Source organism: Streptosporangium sp. H16 (assembly GCF_051918855.1).
In the GTDB taxonomy this organism is placed as follows: Bacteria; Actinomycetota; Actinomycetes; order Streptosporangiales; family Streptosporangiaceae; genus Streptosporangium.
The window spans coordinates 1-12,743 of the sequence record NZ_JBPXMD010000058.1 but is presented as its reverse complement, the minus strand read 5'-3'; the positions used below and the strand labels follow the sequence as shown (position 1 = coordinate 12,743).

Annotated in this window: 12 protein-coding genes; 6 read left to right on the top strand and 6 right to left on the bottom strand. The window is 72.4% G+C overall.

Annotation, left to right across the window (positions count from 1 at the left end):
- Positions 1 to 13: 13 nt before the first annotated feature.
- A complete protein-coding gene (locus ACTOQ2_RS41680; protein WP_440107210.1) occupies positions 14 to 760 on the bottom strand; it encodes an alpha/beta fold hydrolase in 747 nt (248 codons plus the stop codon).
- Between the two features lie 80 nt (positions 761 to 840).
- Between ACTOQ2_RS41680 and ACTOQ2_RS41675 the strand changes: the two genes are divergently transcribed.
- Positions 841 to 1,800 (top strand): helix-turn-helix transcriptional regulator, encoded by a 960-nt coding sequence (locus tag ACTOQ2_RS41675; RefSeq protein ID WP_440107208.1) that lies wholly within the window; start codon positions 841 to 843, stop codon positions 1,798 to 1,800.
- Positions 1,801 to 2,006: 206 nt separating this feature from the next.
- Positions 2,007 to 2,810: an inositol monophosphatase family protein gene (locus tag ACTOQ2_RS41670; protein ID WP_440107205.1), complete on the top strand. Its 804-nt coding sequence runs from the start codon at positions 2,007 to 2,009 to the stop codon at positions 2,808 to 2,810.
- 35 nt (positions 2,811 to 2,845) lie between these two features.
- Here the strand turns inward: ACTOQ2_RS41670 and ACTOQ2_RS41665 are convergent, their stop codons facing one another.
- Positions 2,846 to 3,343, bottom strand: coding sequence for a hypothetical protein (locus ACTOQ2_RS41665; protein ID WP_440107203.1), 498 nt, complete (start codon positions 3,341 to 3,343; stop codon positions 2,846 to 2,848).
- 168 nt (positions 3,344 to 3,511) lie between these two features.
- Between ACTOQ2_RS41665 and ACTOQ2_RS41660 the strand changes: the two genes are divergently transcribed.
- Entirely contained in the window at positions 3,512 to 3,907 is a 396-nt protein-coding gene (locus ACTOQ2_RS41660) for a VOC family protein (protein WP_440071490.1), read from the top strand.
- A 115-nt stretch (positions 3,908 to 4,022) separates the two neighbouring features.
- Here ACTOQ2_RS41660 and ACTOQ2_RS41655 read toward each other — a convergent pair whose 3' ends face one another.
- The gene (locus ACTOQ2_RS41655) at positions 4,023 to 4,880 is read right to left on the bottom strand and encodes an alpha/beta fold hydrolase (protein ID WP_440107201.1); all 858 of its coding nucleotides are present in this window, start codon (positions 4,878 to 4,880) and stop codon (positions 4,023 to 4,025) included.
- 80 nt (positions 4,881 to 4,960) lie between these two features.
- On the opposite strand from ACTOQ2_RS41655, the gene ACTOQ2_RS41650 reads away from it, so the two are divergent.
- Positions 4,961 to 6,184, top strand: coding sequence for a sigma-70 family RNA polymerase sigma factor (locus tag ACTOQ2_RS41650; protein ID WP_440107199.1), 1,224 nt, complete (start codon positions 4,961 to 4,963; stop codon positions 6,182 to 6,184).
- A gap of 42 nt (positions 6,185 to 6,226) precedes the next feature.
- On the opposite strand, the gene ACTOQ2_RS41645 is transcribed toward ACTOQ2_RS41650, so the two are convergent.
- On the bottom strand, positions 6,227 to 6,517 hold the full coding sequence (locus tag ACTOQ2_RS41645) for a DUF1905 domain-containing protein (RefSeq protein ID WP_440107197.1): 291 nt from the start codon (positions 6,515 to 6,517) through the stop codon (positions 6,227 to 6,229).
- Positions 6,518 to 6,637: 120 nt separating this feature from the next.
- On the opposite strand from ACTOQ2_RS41645, the gene ACTOQ2_RS41640 reads away from it, so the two are divergent.
- A complete protein-coding gene (locus tag ACTOQ2_RS41640; protein ID WP_440107195.1) occupies positions 6,638 to 7,384 on the top strand; it encodes a hypothetical protein in 747 nt (248 codons plus the stop codon).
- 243 nt (positions 7,385 to 7,627) lie between these two features.
- Here ACTOQ2_RS41640 and ACTOQ2_RS41635 read toward each other — a convergent pair whose 3' ends face one another.
- The gene (locus tag ACTOQ2_RS41635) at positions 7,628 to 9,475 is read right to left on the bottom strand and encodes an ABC transporter ATP-binding protein (RefSeq protein ID WP_440107193.1); all 1,848 of its coding nucleotides are present in this window, start codon (positions 9,473 to 9,475) and stop codon (positions 7,628 to 7,630) included.
- A gap of 34 nt (positions 9,476 to 9,509) precedes the next feature.
- Positions 9,510 to 11,360 carry an ABC transporter ATP-binding protein gene (locus ACTOQ2_RS41630; RefSeq protein WP_440107191.1) on the bottom strand — a complete coding sequence of 617 codons (1,851 nt, stop codon included), beginning with the start codon at positions 11,358 to 11,360 and terminating at the stop codon, positions 9,510 to 9,512.
- A gap of 306 nt (positions 11,361 to 11,666) precedes the next feature.
- Here ACTOQ2_RS41630 and ACTOQ2_RS41625 point away from each other — a divergent pair.
- Positions 11,667 to 12,743: protein kinase family protein (locus ACTOQ2_RS41625; protein WP_440107189.1), on the top strand; the 1,077-nt coding region annotated here is incomplete at its 3' end.

Sequence of the window (12,743 nt, the reverse complement as noted above, 5' to 3'; positions counted from 1 at the left end):
CGCCCCGGCCCCCTCAGCCCGCCAGCGCGGCCAGCGCGGCGGCGGTCTCCTCCGGCCTGGAGACCATCGGCCAGTGCCCGGTCGGCACCTCGGCGAAGCTCCACTCGGGCCCGGCGAGCGCGGCGAAGAAGGGGTAACCGGAGGCGATCATGGCGTGCACCTGCTCCAGCGGGAACGAGCAGGTGACGAGCGTCTTGGGCAGCGCGTCCGTGCCGCCCTTGAGCACCAGCGGCTGGGTCATCGTCCCGTACGGCTGCGGGGTCGCGCGGGAGGCGAGCCACTCCCGCTCGGCCTCGCCCAGTCCCTCCAGGCCGGCCCCGGCCTCCTCCTGCTCCTCCCAGGAGGGGAACGGGTAGCGCACCCCGTCGCCCCGCTCGGCGACCCGCCTCTCGATGAACGCCCGCCACCCGGGCTCGTGGAGGTCCAGATGGGTCATTCCGTCGGCCGTCGGCCCGCTCTCGACGTAGACGATCCGGGCGACGCGCTCGGGGATCCGATCGGCCGCGCCGGTGACCGGGCCGCCGGCCCCGCTGTGGGCGACGAGGATCACCTCGGTCAGGTCCGCGAAGACGATGGTGTTGACGATGTCCTGGATGTGGGTCTCCAGGTCGACCTCGGGGCCCGCCAGGTGAACCCTGTCGCCGAGGCCGGTGAGCGTGACCGGGTGGACGTCGTGCCCGGCCTCGCGCAGCGGGCCGGTGACCTTCTCCCAGGCCCACGCGCCGAGCCAGAAACCGGGGACCAGGACGTACGTGCTCATGATGTCTCTCCTCTGTTCGCCTGGTCTCACCCTAGAATCGAATCAGGACAGTATCGGTCCTGATTTTGAGGGGAATCCAGATGACCGCCGCCCGGGTGCTCGCGCTGCTGGAGTTGCTGCAGGCCGTCCCCGGCCTGACCGGCCCCGACCTCGCCGCGAGGCTGGAGGTGGACGAACGCACGGTCCGCCGCTACGCGGTGAGGCTGTCGGAGCTCGGGGTGCCGGTCCAGGCCGAGCGGGGCCGCCACGGCGGCTACCGGCTGCTGCCCGGCTACAAGCTCCCGCCGCTCATGCTCACCGACGACGAGGCCACCGCCGTGGTGCTGGGGCTGCTGGCCGGGCGGCGGACCGGGCTGGCGGTGGGGGAGGCCGCGACCGAGAGCGCGCTGGCCAAGATCCAGCGGGTGCTCCCGCGCCCGCTGCGCGAGCGCGTCGACGCGGTGTCGGAGACGCTGGGCCACACCGGGAACGCGGCGCCGAAGGTGAGCACCCCGAAGGCGGGACCGCTGCTCGCCCTCGCCGGCGCCGCCCGGCGCCGGGTCACCGTCCGGCTGGCCTACCGCTCCTGGCGCGGCGACGCCTCCGAGCGCGATCTCGACCCGTACGGCATCGTCTTCCACTCCGGCCGCTGGTACGTCGCCGGGCTCGACCACGGCAGCGGGGAGATCAGGACGTTCCGGGTGGACCGGGTGGCGGGCGCCGTGCACACCGAACGGGGCTTCCAGGTGCCCGACGGCTTCGACCCGGTGGCCCACGTGGTCGGGTCACTGTCGGCGGTTCCCTATCGGTACGAGGTCAGGGTGCTGCTGGAGACCACCCTGGAGGAGGCCTCCGCGCGGATCCCCGCCGCCACGGCGACGCTGGCCGAGACCCCCGGCGGGGTGCTGCTGGACACCAGGGCCGAGCGGCTGGACGGGATGGCGCAGATGCTCGCCGGGCTCGGCTGGCCGTTCGCCGTGATCACTCCCGCCGAGCTGCGTGACGAGGTCAGGGCCCTGGCCGCCCGCCTCGTCGCCTCCGCCGACGGCAGCCCGTCCTGACCCCGTCCTGAGCCCGGCCCTCGCCGGTCATCTCGGTCATCTCGCCCGCAAGGTCAAAGGGGGCGCCTGGCCGTCGGCAGCCGCGCGCGGGCTTCGCGCGGGTTCCTGCCTCCTGGTCACGGCGAGTCGTGAAACAGCCGAATGTGGGCCGCGTGCCCGCCGATCCCGCCGATCGAACGGTGAAGAACCGCGCCTATCCTGTCCACATGCCGATCACGGACGAGGAACTGGCCGTCGCGGCAGCGCGATCGGGAGCCGCTGTCGTAAGAGCCATGTACGGTGCGTCGCTGGAGCGCTTCGAGAAAACCGCGACCGACTTCGCCACATCCGCTGACGTCGACGCGGAGACCGCCATTCTTGACGTCATTCGCGCCGCCCGGCCGGACGACGCCGTGACGGGCGAGGAGAGCGGACGCGCCGACTCGGCCGGAGCGGAACGCATGTGGCTGGTCGACCCCCTGTGCGGCACGCTGAACTACGCCGCGCGCACCACGCTGGTCGCGGTGAACGTCGCCCTGCGCGTCGGCCGGGACCTCACGGTGGCCGCCTCGGCCGACCCGTTCGCCGACGAGGTGTTCTGGACGGACGGCGATCGCGCCCACGTCCGCCGCGACGGCGTGGACGAGGAACTCGTGCCGTCGTCCAAGTCGCGGCTGGTGGACCTCAACCTCGACCCGCCGTTCCCGAACGAGCCGGGCTTCCGGGCGGTCCGGCTGCTCGCCGACCCCGGGTTCGCCGAGCGCTTCCACCCGCGCGTCCTGTCCACCACCCTGGCGCTGGCCTGGGTCGCCGCCGGCAGGCGAGCCGCGTACGTCACCGACGGCCACCCGCGGGACAACGTGCACTTCGCCGCCGGGATCGCGTTGTGCCAGGCCGCCGGGTGCGTGGTGACGGGCATCCACGGCCGGCCGCTGTACACCGGCGCGGGCGGGCTTGTCGCGGCGGCCGACCACGAGACGCACGCCGCACTGCTTGAAATGATCGGCGATCAGTCCCCTGCGGCTTTGTGACCACCGGTGGACCTTCTGCGTCACACGGTGATGCTCTAACGAGCGGTCGAGAGCGCGTCGAGTCGTTCCAGTGTCGCTGTCATGCTGACGATCCACGCCCTGCCGTTGTCCATGTTCTTTCGAGTCTTTTCGGGGACACGGGAGCAGTCGTAGGTGTGCGTCACGGTTGTGGCGTTGGCTCCATCTGGAGTCAGGGTGAACCCCCATCGATGGCCCCAGCGTGCGGACGAGCTTTCAGGAAGGGAGTCGGGGTGGCCGAGCCCCGCTTCCGGTTCCCAGGCCAGGCGCCGGTTCGTCTCGTACTCAACTACGTGGTTGATCATCTCGTAGTCACCGAGCTCCCGATAGTGCATCTTCACCGTGAACACGTCTCCGACACCGGAGACGACCTGAGGGGAAACAGCGCCGCGCAACATGCCGGAGCCATCGAGATCGATGTGTCTGGCCGGGTCCGTCAGGATGTCGAAGATCCGGGACGCAGGCGCTGGGATTCGCCGTGACACCGAAACCGGTTCGATTTCACTCTCTGTCATCGCAATGTCCTCTGCATCATGTTTGACTTATATAAGTTTATGCTGAAATATTTATCGAGCACACGTTCTAGGCTTTCGGCGAATCCGGCGCCGGAGCCGCCGGCGAGCAGACCGCCCCCGTGGCCGGGGGCATCCTCGTCTCTCACACCCCTGCCAGGAGTTCACCCGATGTCGCAGAAGATCACTACTTTCCTGATGTTCCAGGGCACCGCCGAGGAAGCATTGACGTTCTACACGTCGCTGTTCGACGACGCCGAGATCCTCGCCATCGCCCGTTACGGCCCCGAGGGGCCAGGCGTGGAGGGCAGCGTGCAGCACGCCACGTTCACGCTGGCGGGCCGGGAGTACATGGCCATCGACAGCAACGTGCAGCACGCCTTCGGCTTCACCCCGTCGATCTCGCTGTACGTGCAGTGCGAGTCGGAGGCGGAGATCGAGCGCCTGTACGCGGCGCTCTCGGAGAACGGCCAGCCGCTGATGCCGCTCGGCTCCTACGGCTTCAGCAAGCGCTTCGGCTGGACCAACGACCGCTTCGGCGTCTCCTGGCAGCTGAACCTCGCCTGATCCCCGCCCCCGCCCCCGCCGTGACGGATCCCCGCCCCCGCAGCGGGATCCGTCACATGCGAGCACGTGGCCGTGCGTTCTCACGCGTTCTCGTACGTGCTCACGGCGTCGTCGCTCAGTTCTCCTTCGGGACCTCGTTCTCCCGCAGGACCTCGCGCAGCCGGGGGGCGAACCCGTCGGGGTCGTCGGCGAAGGCGATGTGGCCGCCGGGAAAGTACGTCGGCTTCGTACCGAGCGCCGCGGCGAGTGCGGTCGACGCGTGGTCGCAGAGCTGGCCTGCCGACTCCTTCCCGATACCGACCACGAGGGAGCCCGGCCCGGCACGCAGGGCGGCGATGTCGGGCTCCCAGCGGGTGGTCGCGCGCATCTCGTGCAGGAACCAGAAGCGCTCGTCCGCGGCCTCCTGCGGATCGGGCTCGGCCGGCGCCTCCGCGGGACCGTCCGCCGGCTCCTGGGACTCGGGCATCGGGATGTTGGCGTTGATCATGAACTTGGCCCAGGCGCCCGCGACGTCGCCGGAGACGTAGGTGGCGATGATGTCCTCGACCGCGGCGTCGCGCTTCTCGGGGTCGTCGAGCAAACGGTTCAGCGGGGGCTCGTGCGCGATCACGATGCGCACCTGCTCGGGGTGGGCGACGGCGAGCGCGAGCGCGGTGACGGCGCCGCCGCTGGAACCGAAGACCGCGGCCGGACCGGCGTCGAGATGGGTCAGGAGCCGGGAGAGGTCGTCGGCGCGCATCTGCGGGGTCGAGTCCTGGCCGGGTTCGTCGAGGGTACTGCGGTTGACGCCCCGGGGGTCGGTGGTGAGCACGGTGTGGTCGTCGGCGAGCAGGCCGGCCAGCGGCGCGAAGTGCGCGGCGTGCATCGGGGCGCCGACGAGCACCACGAGGGGCCCCTGACCCCGTACCTCGTAGTAGAGCGTGGCGTCGGGGACCTTGAGGTAATCGGCGGTGACGATCGTCGCGGGGTTCATGGCAATCTCCTGGAGCGGTCTGGGACAGCGCTGTGGTGCTCAGAGGGGAAGACTTCCGGCGTGAGGCAGAATCGTCGTTCGTGAGGAAGATTTCTTCGTGGTCAGTGGGCGAGGCGGCGGAAGACGCCGGGGACGCCGGGGACGCCGGCCCGGTCCGGGCGCGTGGCGCGGATACGGACGCGATCCGGGCGCGTGACGGTGAGGACGACCTGACCCGGGCACGTGGCGCGGACACGGAGACGGACACGGAGACGGAAACGGACGCGGACATGGACATGGACCCGGTGCGGGAGCGTGACGGTGAGGACGACCTGACCCGGGCGCGTGACGGGGACGACGCCGCGTTCACCCGCCTCGTGGAGCCGTTGCGCCGCGAGCTGCACGCCCACTGCTACCGCATGCTCGGCTCCGCCCACGACGCCGACGACGCCCTGCAGGACGCCCTGCTGCGGGCCTGGCGGGGACTCGCGCGCTTCGAGGGCCGCGGCTCGTTGCGCTCGTGGCTCTACACCGTGGCCACCCGCGCCTGCCTGGACATCGTCGCCACCCGGGGCAGGCGGGCGATGCCCGTCGACCTCGGCCCCTCCAGCGAGCGCGCCGTGCTCGGCGACGCCCCGCTGACCGACGTCGCCTGGCTGGGCCCCTACCCCGACGCGGGTCTCACCGACGATCCGGCCGGTCCGGGCGCACGCTACGAGCAGCGCGAGGCCGTCGAGCTCGCCTTCGTCGCGGCCCTGCAGCACCTGCCGGGCAACCAGCGGGCGGCGCTGCTGCTGTTCGAGGTCCTCGGCTTCTCCGCCGCCGAGATCGCCACCATGATGGACACCACCACCACGTCGGTGAACAGCGCCCTGGCGCGAGCGCGCAGGGTCGTCGCGGACAAGGTCTTCCCCCGCACCCAGCAGCCGACGCTGCGGAAGATCGGTGACGCCCGGGTACGGGAGGTCGTCGCCGGTTACTCCTCCGCGCTGGAACGCGGGGACGCCGACGCCCTGGTCGCGCTGCTGACCGAGGACGTCACCTGGTCGATGCCGCCGATGGCGCACTGGTACCGCGGCCTGGAGGCCGTCACCGACTTCGCCGTGCGGGTCCCGCTGACCAGCTGCGGAAGCTGGCGGCATCTCCCGGCCGGCGCGAACGGCCAGCCCGGAGTGGGCTGCTACCGCTGGGACGAGGACGCCGCCGCCTACCTCGCCTGGTCGGTCAACGTGTTCACCCTGCGCGGCGAGCGGATCGCCGGGATCACCTCGTTCATCGGCTCCGACCATTTCGTCCGCTTCGGGCTGCCCGCCTCGCTGCCCTGAGCCCGGCGCGCGCCACGGTCCGGGTGCGGCGGCGCGGGCGGTTCAGCTGAACCGCTGATCGAGGTGAAACGTCACCTCGGCGCCGGCCTGGTCCTTGCCGATGAGCTTGCACAGTGCCGCCCTGATGGGAAGCCAGTGCGGACCGTTGCCCGACGGCATGAGGGTGGCGGTGAACGGGTGGCCGTCTATCGTCCCGCCGACCTTCACGGCCCGCCTCGTCCCGAGGAGTTCGGCGGAGCCCGGCACGGTCACGAAGGTGGCGAAGGCCCCGTCCTTCTCGATCGGCGCGGTGAAGGTGTGGTCGAGCGGCTGCGCGGGCTTCTGCGCGGGCATCTTCGTCTCCTCGGGTGGTGATGGCCTGTCGAAGAGGGGACTCCCGTGATGGCAGGGAATCGTCGCTCGTGGGTGAGAATTCTCCGGAGTCCTCACCTCATCGGCGACAGGAGTGACGTGATGGATCGACACCGTCGGTGGACCCTCCGCAGGAGAGGGGGGTGGCTGCTCGCCCTGCTCGGCGCGCTGATCGTCGCCGTGCCGGCAGGGGTCGCGGTCGCCTTCCCGTCGGTCGCCGCCACGACCTGTCCCGGCTGTTATGGAATGGAGCGGATCAGGCCGGGCCTGTACGTCGAGCCGGACCTGCCCGCGGCGCGGCAACGGCAGGTGGCGGAGGTGGTCGACGCGGCCGCCCGGCGGGTGGAGGACTTCTACGGCGAGCGTGAGAGCTCTCCCGGCGTGCTGGCCTGCGTGACCAGCGCGTGCTACCGGAGGATCGGCGGGGGAGGGGAACGGGGGATCGCGGTGCTGAGCCGCACGGTGATGCTGTCGCCGCGCGGCATCGACCCGGTGATCGCCTCGCACGAGATGTCGCACGTCGAGCTGCACGCCAGGCTCGGATCGCGGCGGGTCCCGCAGTGGTTCGACGAGGGACTCGCCGTCCTGGTGTCCGGCGATCCGCGCTACCTGGCCCCCGAGACGGCCCGCGACCGGTGCCTGGTGGACTCGAAGGAGGCGCTGCCCGAGACTCTTGAGGACTGGCTGCGTGCCGCAAGCGCCGATCAGCGGCTCTACGCCAAGGCCGCGTGCCGGGTGAGCCGCTGGGCCGAGGCGAACGGCGGGCGGCAGGCCGTGCTCGAACTGATCGGGCACGTGGCGGGCGGCGGCGAGTTCCCGGCGGCCGGATCGGCCGGCGCCCCCTCCTGACCGCGCGAACGGGCGCGAACGGGCGCGGCGGCGCCGGGGCGGCGCCTTCCCTCGGTCCATGAACCGCGACCGTGATCGCCGCGGCGCCGGACGGTCCCTTCTCGGCCCGTGAACCGTGGGAGGGGCGCGGCGGCTCCCCGGCCCGTGAACCGTGGAAGGGGCGCGGCGGCGCCGGACGACGCCCCCGCCGGCCCCGACCGGCGACCGGAGGCCGCGTGCCGGGCCGTCCGCCACGCTACTTCGCTACGTCGCGCCCGATGCGCCGCTCTCCGATCTCTCCCCCCTCTCCGGTCGTTCCCCGGCCTCGGCGACGCGTTCCTCGCTCCACAGCCGCCGCATCTCCGGGCAGCTCTCCAGCAGCTCGCCGAGCGGGCCCTGGCCTGCGACCCGGCCACGGTCGAGGACGACGACCTGGTCGGCACGCTCCAGCGCCGCCTGCCGGTGGGAGACCACCAGCAGCGTTCCCGGGCCGCGCCCGTCGCGGGCGGCATCGGCGATCCGGTCCCAGAGCAGCCTCTCGGTCTCCACGTCCAGGGCCGACGACAGGTCGTCGACGACGAGCAGGTCCGGGGCCCGGACCAGCGCCCGTGCCGCGGTCGCCCGCTGCGCCTGGCCACCGGACAGCCGTACGCCACGGGGACCGACGACCGTGTCCATGCCCTCGGGCATCCCGGCCAGGTCCTCCTCGAACGCCGCGAGCTCCAGCGCCAGGCCGAGCCGGTCGTCGTCCGCGGACCTGCCCAGGAGCAGGTTCTCCCGCAGCGACTCCGAGAACAACCGCGGGACCTGGCTGGCGTACGCCGCGCGGCCGGGGACCAGGAACGTCCCCGGGTCGTCGACGGGCCGGCCGTTCCAGGTGATCGTCCCGGCGTCCAGCGGTACCAGGCCGAGCAGGGCGCGTACCAGGGTCGTCTTGCCCGAGCCGACGGCGCCGGTGATCACCGTGAACGACCCCCGCGCCACCCGCAGGTCGACCGCCCGCACGCCGCGGCCGCTCCCTTCGTGGCGCACGGTCAGCCCGCGCGCCTCGACGACCCGGAGCGGGTCGCCGTGATCCGGCGGCGACGCGGCGGGAGGCGGCTCCTGGTGGAACCAGACGTCGCCGCCGCGCGACAGGTCGCCGGCGTCCTCGTACGGAGCCATCAGCCGGGTGAGCCGTTCGGTGGCGACCGCCCCCTGGGGCAGGCGGTGGAGGATCGCGCCGATGGTGCGCGGCAGCGCCGTCAGCCAGCCGACATAGGTGGTGAACAGCGCGAGGTCGCCCACCGTGAAGTCGCCGCGGCGCATCGCCGGCGCGCACAGGAGCAGTACGAGACCGGTGCTGATCTCGACGGCCGCGCCCGTCGCGGCGGCGGGCATGTCGGTCGCCAGCCGGTCCTTGACGGCGGCGTCGCGCCGCCCGCGGTTGTGCTCGCGCAGCCGCTCCAGCACCGCGTCCTCGGCCCCGGCGGTCTTGATCGCCAGCACGCCGGCGAAGGTCTCGCCGATGTGGGCCGTGACGGCCGCGCCGAGCACCCTGGCACGGTGGTGCAGCCGCCGGATCACCTCGTTCAGCAGCCGGCTCAGCGCGCCGACCGCGATCATCGGCACCACCAGCACCAGGGTGATGACAGGATCGACGGAGGCCATGATGACCAGGGCGGCGCCGCCGAAGAGAGCCGAACCGGCCAACGGGACGCTCTCGTCGGTGAGGTTGACCAGGTCGCTCACGTCGTCGCGGAAGCGGGCGACCGCCTCGCCCGGCGAGTGCGGCAGCCGGGTCGCCGCGGGCCCGCGCGCGGTGAGGATCGAGCGCAACGCGTTGGCCCTCAGCAGGGTCGCGGCGGCGGTCCACCAGTAGACCCCGTAGGACCACGCGACGACGAGCACCAGGCCGCGGACCACCTCCACGCCCACGAACGCCGCGCACAGCCACAGCGACTGCTCCAGGCTCGCGGCGCGCTGCCCGCCGATCTGGTCGAAGAGCCGCTGCAGCACCAGCCCGCCGGCGAGCGGGATGACGCTGACCGGCATCCACAGCAGGGCGCCGATCAGGTAGCGGCGCAGGTCGAAGCGGGCGAGGCGGGTGGCCACCAGCATCACGGGTCTCATCGGACCACCCCCGGGGCATCCGGCATTGCGGGCCTCACCGGACCACCCCCGCGACGTCCAGCATCCGGGCGAACCGGCTCCGCGGGTCCGCGACGAGGTCCTCGCGGTGGCCGTACTCCACGACCCTGCCCCGGTCGATGACGGCGATCTTGTCCACCCGGGACAGGGAGGAGAGCCGGTGCGCGATGAGCACGCCGGTCCGGCCGGCGAGCAGCCGGTCGACGCTCTCCTCGACGCGCCGCTCGGTGGCCGGATCGAGCCGGCTGGACGCCTCGTCGAGCACGACGAGCCCGGGGTCGGTCAGGAACGCCCGCGCCAACGCGAGCAGCTGTGCCTCCCCGGCCGAGACGCCGCTTCCCCGGCCGCTTCGCGAACCGCCGCCCAGCTCGGTGTCGAGCCCGTCGGGCAGGGCCGCCAGCCAGTCGCCGAGGCCGACACCGGCCAGGACGGCGCGCAGCCGGTCGTCTCCGGCGAGTGGCCGAAAGAGGGTGAGGTTGTCCCTGACGCTGGCGGCGAAGAGCTGCACGTCCTGGGTGACCACGCACATCCGTGCGCGTATCGACGCGGGATCGACGTCCCGCAGGTCCAGCCCGCCGACCCGGACGGCGCCCTCGGTCGGGTCGTACAGGCGCAGCACCAGCCGGGCGACGGTCGTCTTGCCGCTGCCCGTACGGCCCACCAGGCCGAGCGTCTCGCCCGGCGCCAGCGTGATCGTGACGTCGGACAGGACCGGCTCGTCGTCGTCGGCGTACGCGAAACCCACGTTTTCGAGGCGCAGGGCGAGCGGCCCGGACGCGGGCAGCGGCAGCGGGTCGGCGGGCGCGGGGAGCGTGCGCCGCTCGGCCAGCAGGTCGCCGATGCGCGCGATGCCGGCCAGCGCCGCCTGGTACCGCCTCAGCTGGTCGATCAGCCGCTCGAACGGCACGCGCACCATCTGCGTGTACTGGAAGAGCAGCACGGCGGTGCCGACCGTGAGCGTCCCGGACTCCCTGGTCCACACGGCGAGGCCGAGCACGATCGCCGTACCGGCCGCGAACGCCACCGCCGTGCCCGCGAGGATGCCGGTCCCGATCCGCGCGTCCCGGAACTCCGCGCGGTACAGGGTCGCGGAGGCCCGGTGGAACCGGTTCACGACGTGCTCCCCGGCGCCGTTGGCCCGGATGTCCTCCACACCGGCCAGCCGTTCCTCGAGACCGCCGAAGAGCGCCGCGCTCTCCGCCCGCGAGCGGGTGGCCGACGGTACGGCCAGCCGCTGCGCGCGGGCCATGCCGAACCCGATCAGCGCGCAGTACGCCAGCAGCACACCGCCGAGACGCACGTCGACGGTGAACACGACGACGAGCACCCCGGCCAGGAGCAGGAGGCCGGCCACGACGTCCAGCAGGAAGGCGACGACGAACTCGGCCACGGCGACCACGTCGCCGTCCACCCGCTCGATCATCTCGCCGGGTGTGCGCCGACCGTGGCAGGCCATGTCGAGGCCGAGCGCGTGCTCGGCGAGCCTCTCCCGCAGCCGGTTCGTGCCGTCCCAGGCGAGACGGCTCGCCAGCCAGGCGGTGGCCATGCGGGCGGCCTGCCCGGCGACGGCGAGCGCGAGGTAGCCGAGGGCGATCAGCGTGAGGTGGCGGGTGCTCGCGCCGCCGATCGCGTCGTCGACGAAGCGACGGGTGAGCTGGGGCGCCGCCAGCGGCAGCGCCGTCGCGGCGGCGACGGCGGCGGCGAGGGCCACGGCGGAGCGGCGTCCAGGGCGAAGGTGGCGCAGGACGGCGTGCCGGGCCGCGGCGCCGGTCTTGTCGTCGGCCTTGACGGCGTGGAGCAGCCGCCCGGCCAGGCTTGTCCTACCGGCGTCTACCCGTGCCGAAGTCGTTGGGTCGGGTGTTCTCACCAAGCGTCATGTCCTCTGGATGGATGGAATTTCCTTTCCGGGAAAACATGAACGCTTCGCGCATTTCCTTCTCCTTGATCGGTCGGCCGTCGCAAGAAGTCCAGCAGAGGGCCGTCCGGGAGGGCAACCGATTTGTTGGAGCGTGGCGGCCCCGCCCCCTCGGCCGCCCCCTCGGCCGTCCCCGCATCCGGTCCGGCTCGGGACGGTAGGTCGTGGCGAGGAGGTGCCGGTGTGTAGAGTCCGGCGCGATCAGATGCACGCCGGATGTACGCCGCCATACCCGGCCCAGCGCACCGAGGAGCCCCGATGACCCGTCCGGACCCGGCGCGTACCGCGCGCGTGGCCGCGTACTCGAAGGTGTCCACCCACCTCGCCCTGCTCGGCGACCGCCGGCTCGGGGACCTCGTGGACGGGGCGAGCGGGCTGGGGGCGGGGATCGGCGGCGCGTCGGCGGCGCTGGAGATCGAGGGGGTACGGGTCTTCGTCGAGAAGGTGCCCCTGACCGAGCCCGAACTGCGTCCCGAGAACGTCATGTCCACCGCGAACCTCTTCGGCCTGCCTGCCTTCTACCAGTACGGACTGGGGTCGGCCGGTTTCGGGGCCTGGCGCGAGCTGGCCGCCCACACCATGGCGACCAACTGGGTGCTGGGGGAGGAGCACCAGGGCTTCCCATTGCCGTACCACTGGCGGGTGCTGCCCGGCCCGCCCCCCTCCGAGAGCGCCGTGTTCGCCGAGTTCGGCGACCTGGAGGGCGCGGTGGGCCACTGGGAGGGCTCACCGGCCGTGCGGGAGCGGCTGGAGGCGATCCGCAGCTCCCCGGCGAGCGTGGTCCTCTTCCTGGAGCACGTTCCCCATACCCTCGCCGCCTGGCTGCCCGGACAGGACCTTTCCGCGTACGCGCGGGTGGACGCGGAACTGGCGGAGACGGTCGCCTTCATGCGGAGCCGGCGTCTCGTCCACTTCGACGTCCACTTCCACAACGTCCTGACGGACGGCCACCGCCTGTACTTCTCCGACTTCGGCCTCGCCCTCAGCTCCCGGTTCGAACTCTCCGCGGCGGAGGCGGACTTCCTCACACGGCACCGCGACTACGACCGCGCCTACACCGCGGCGCACCTGGTCAACCACCACCTGGCCGAGCGAGTACGCGGCGGCGTGGACCGTGACCGGTTCGTCCGTGACTGGGCCGGCGGAGACAGGCCCCCGGACGTCCCCGCCATTGCGGCCTCGATCCTCACCAGGCACGCCCGTATGGCCGTCATCATGGACGAGTTCCATCGGCGCCTGTGCGACGAGAGCAAGGAATCCGTTGCTTGTGAGTGTGCTGTGGTGAGCGCGCTCTCAGGCAGCTTCCGGCTTGCGCCGGAGCGTTCCCCGTGTCCG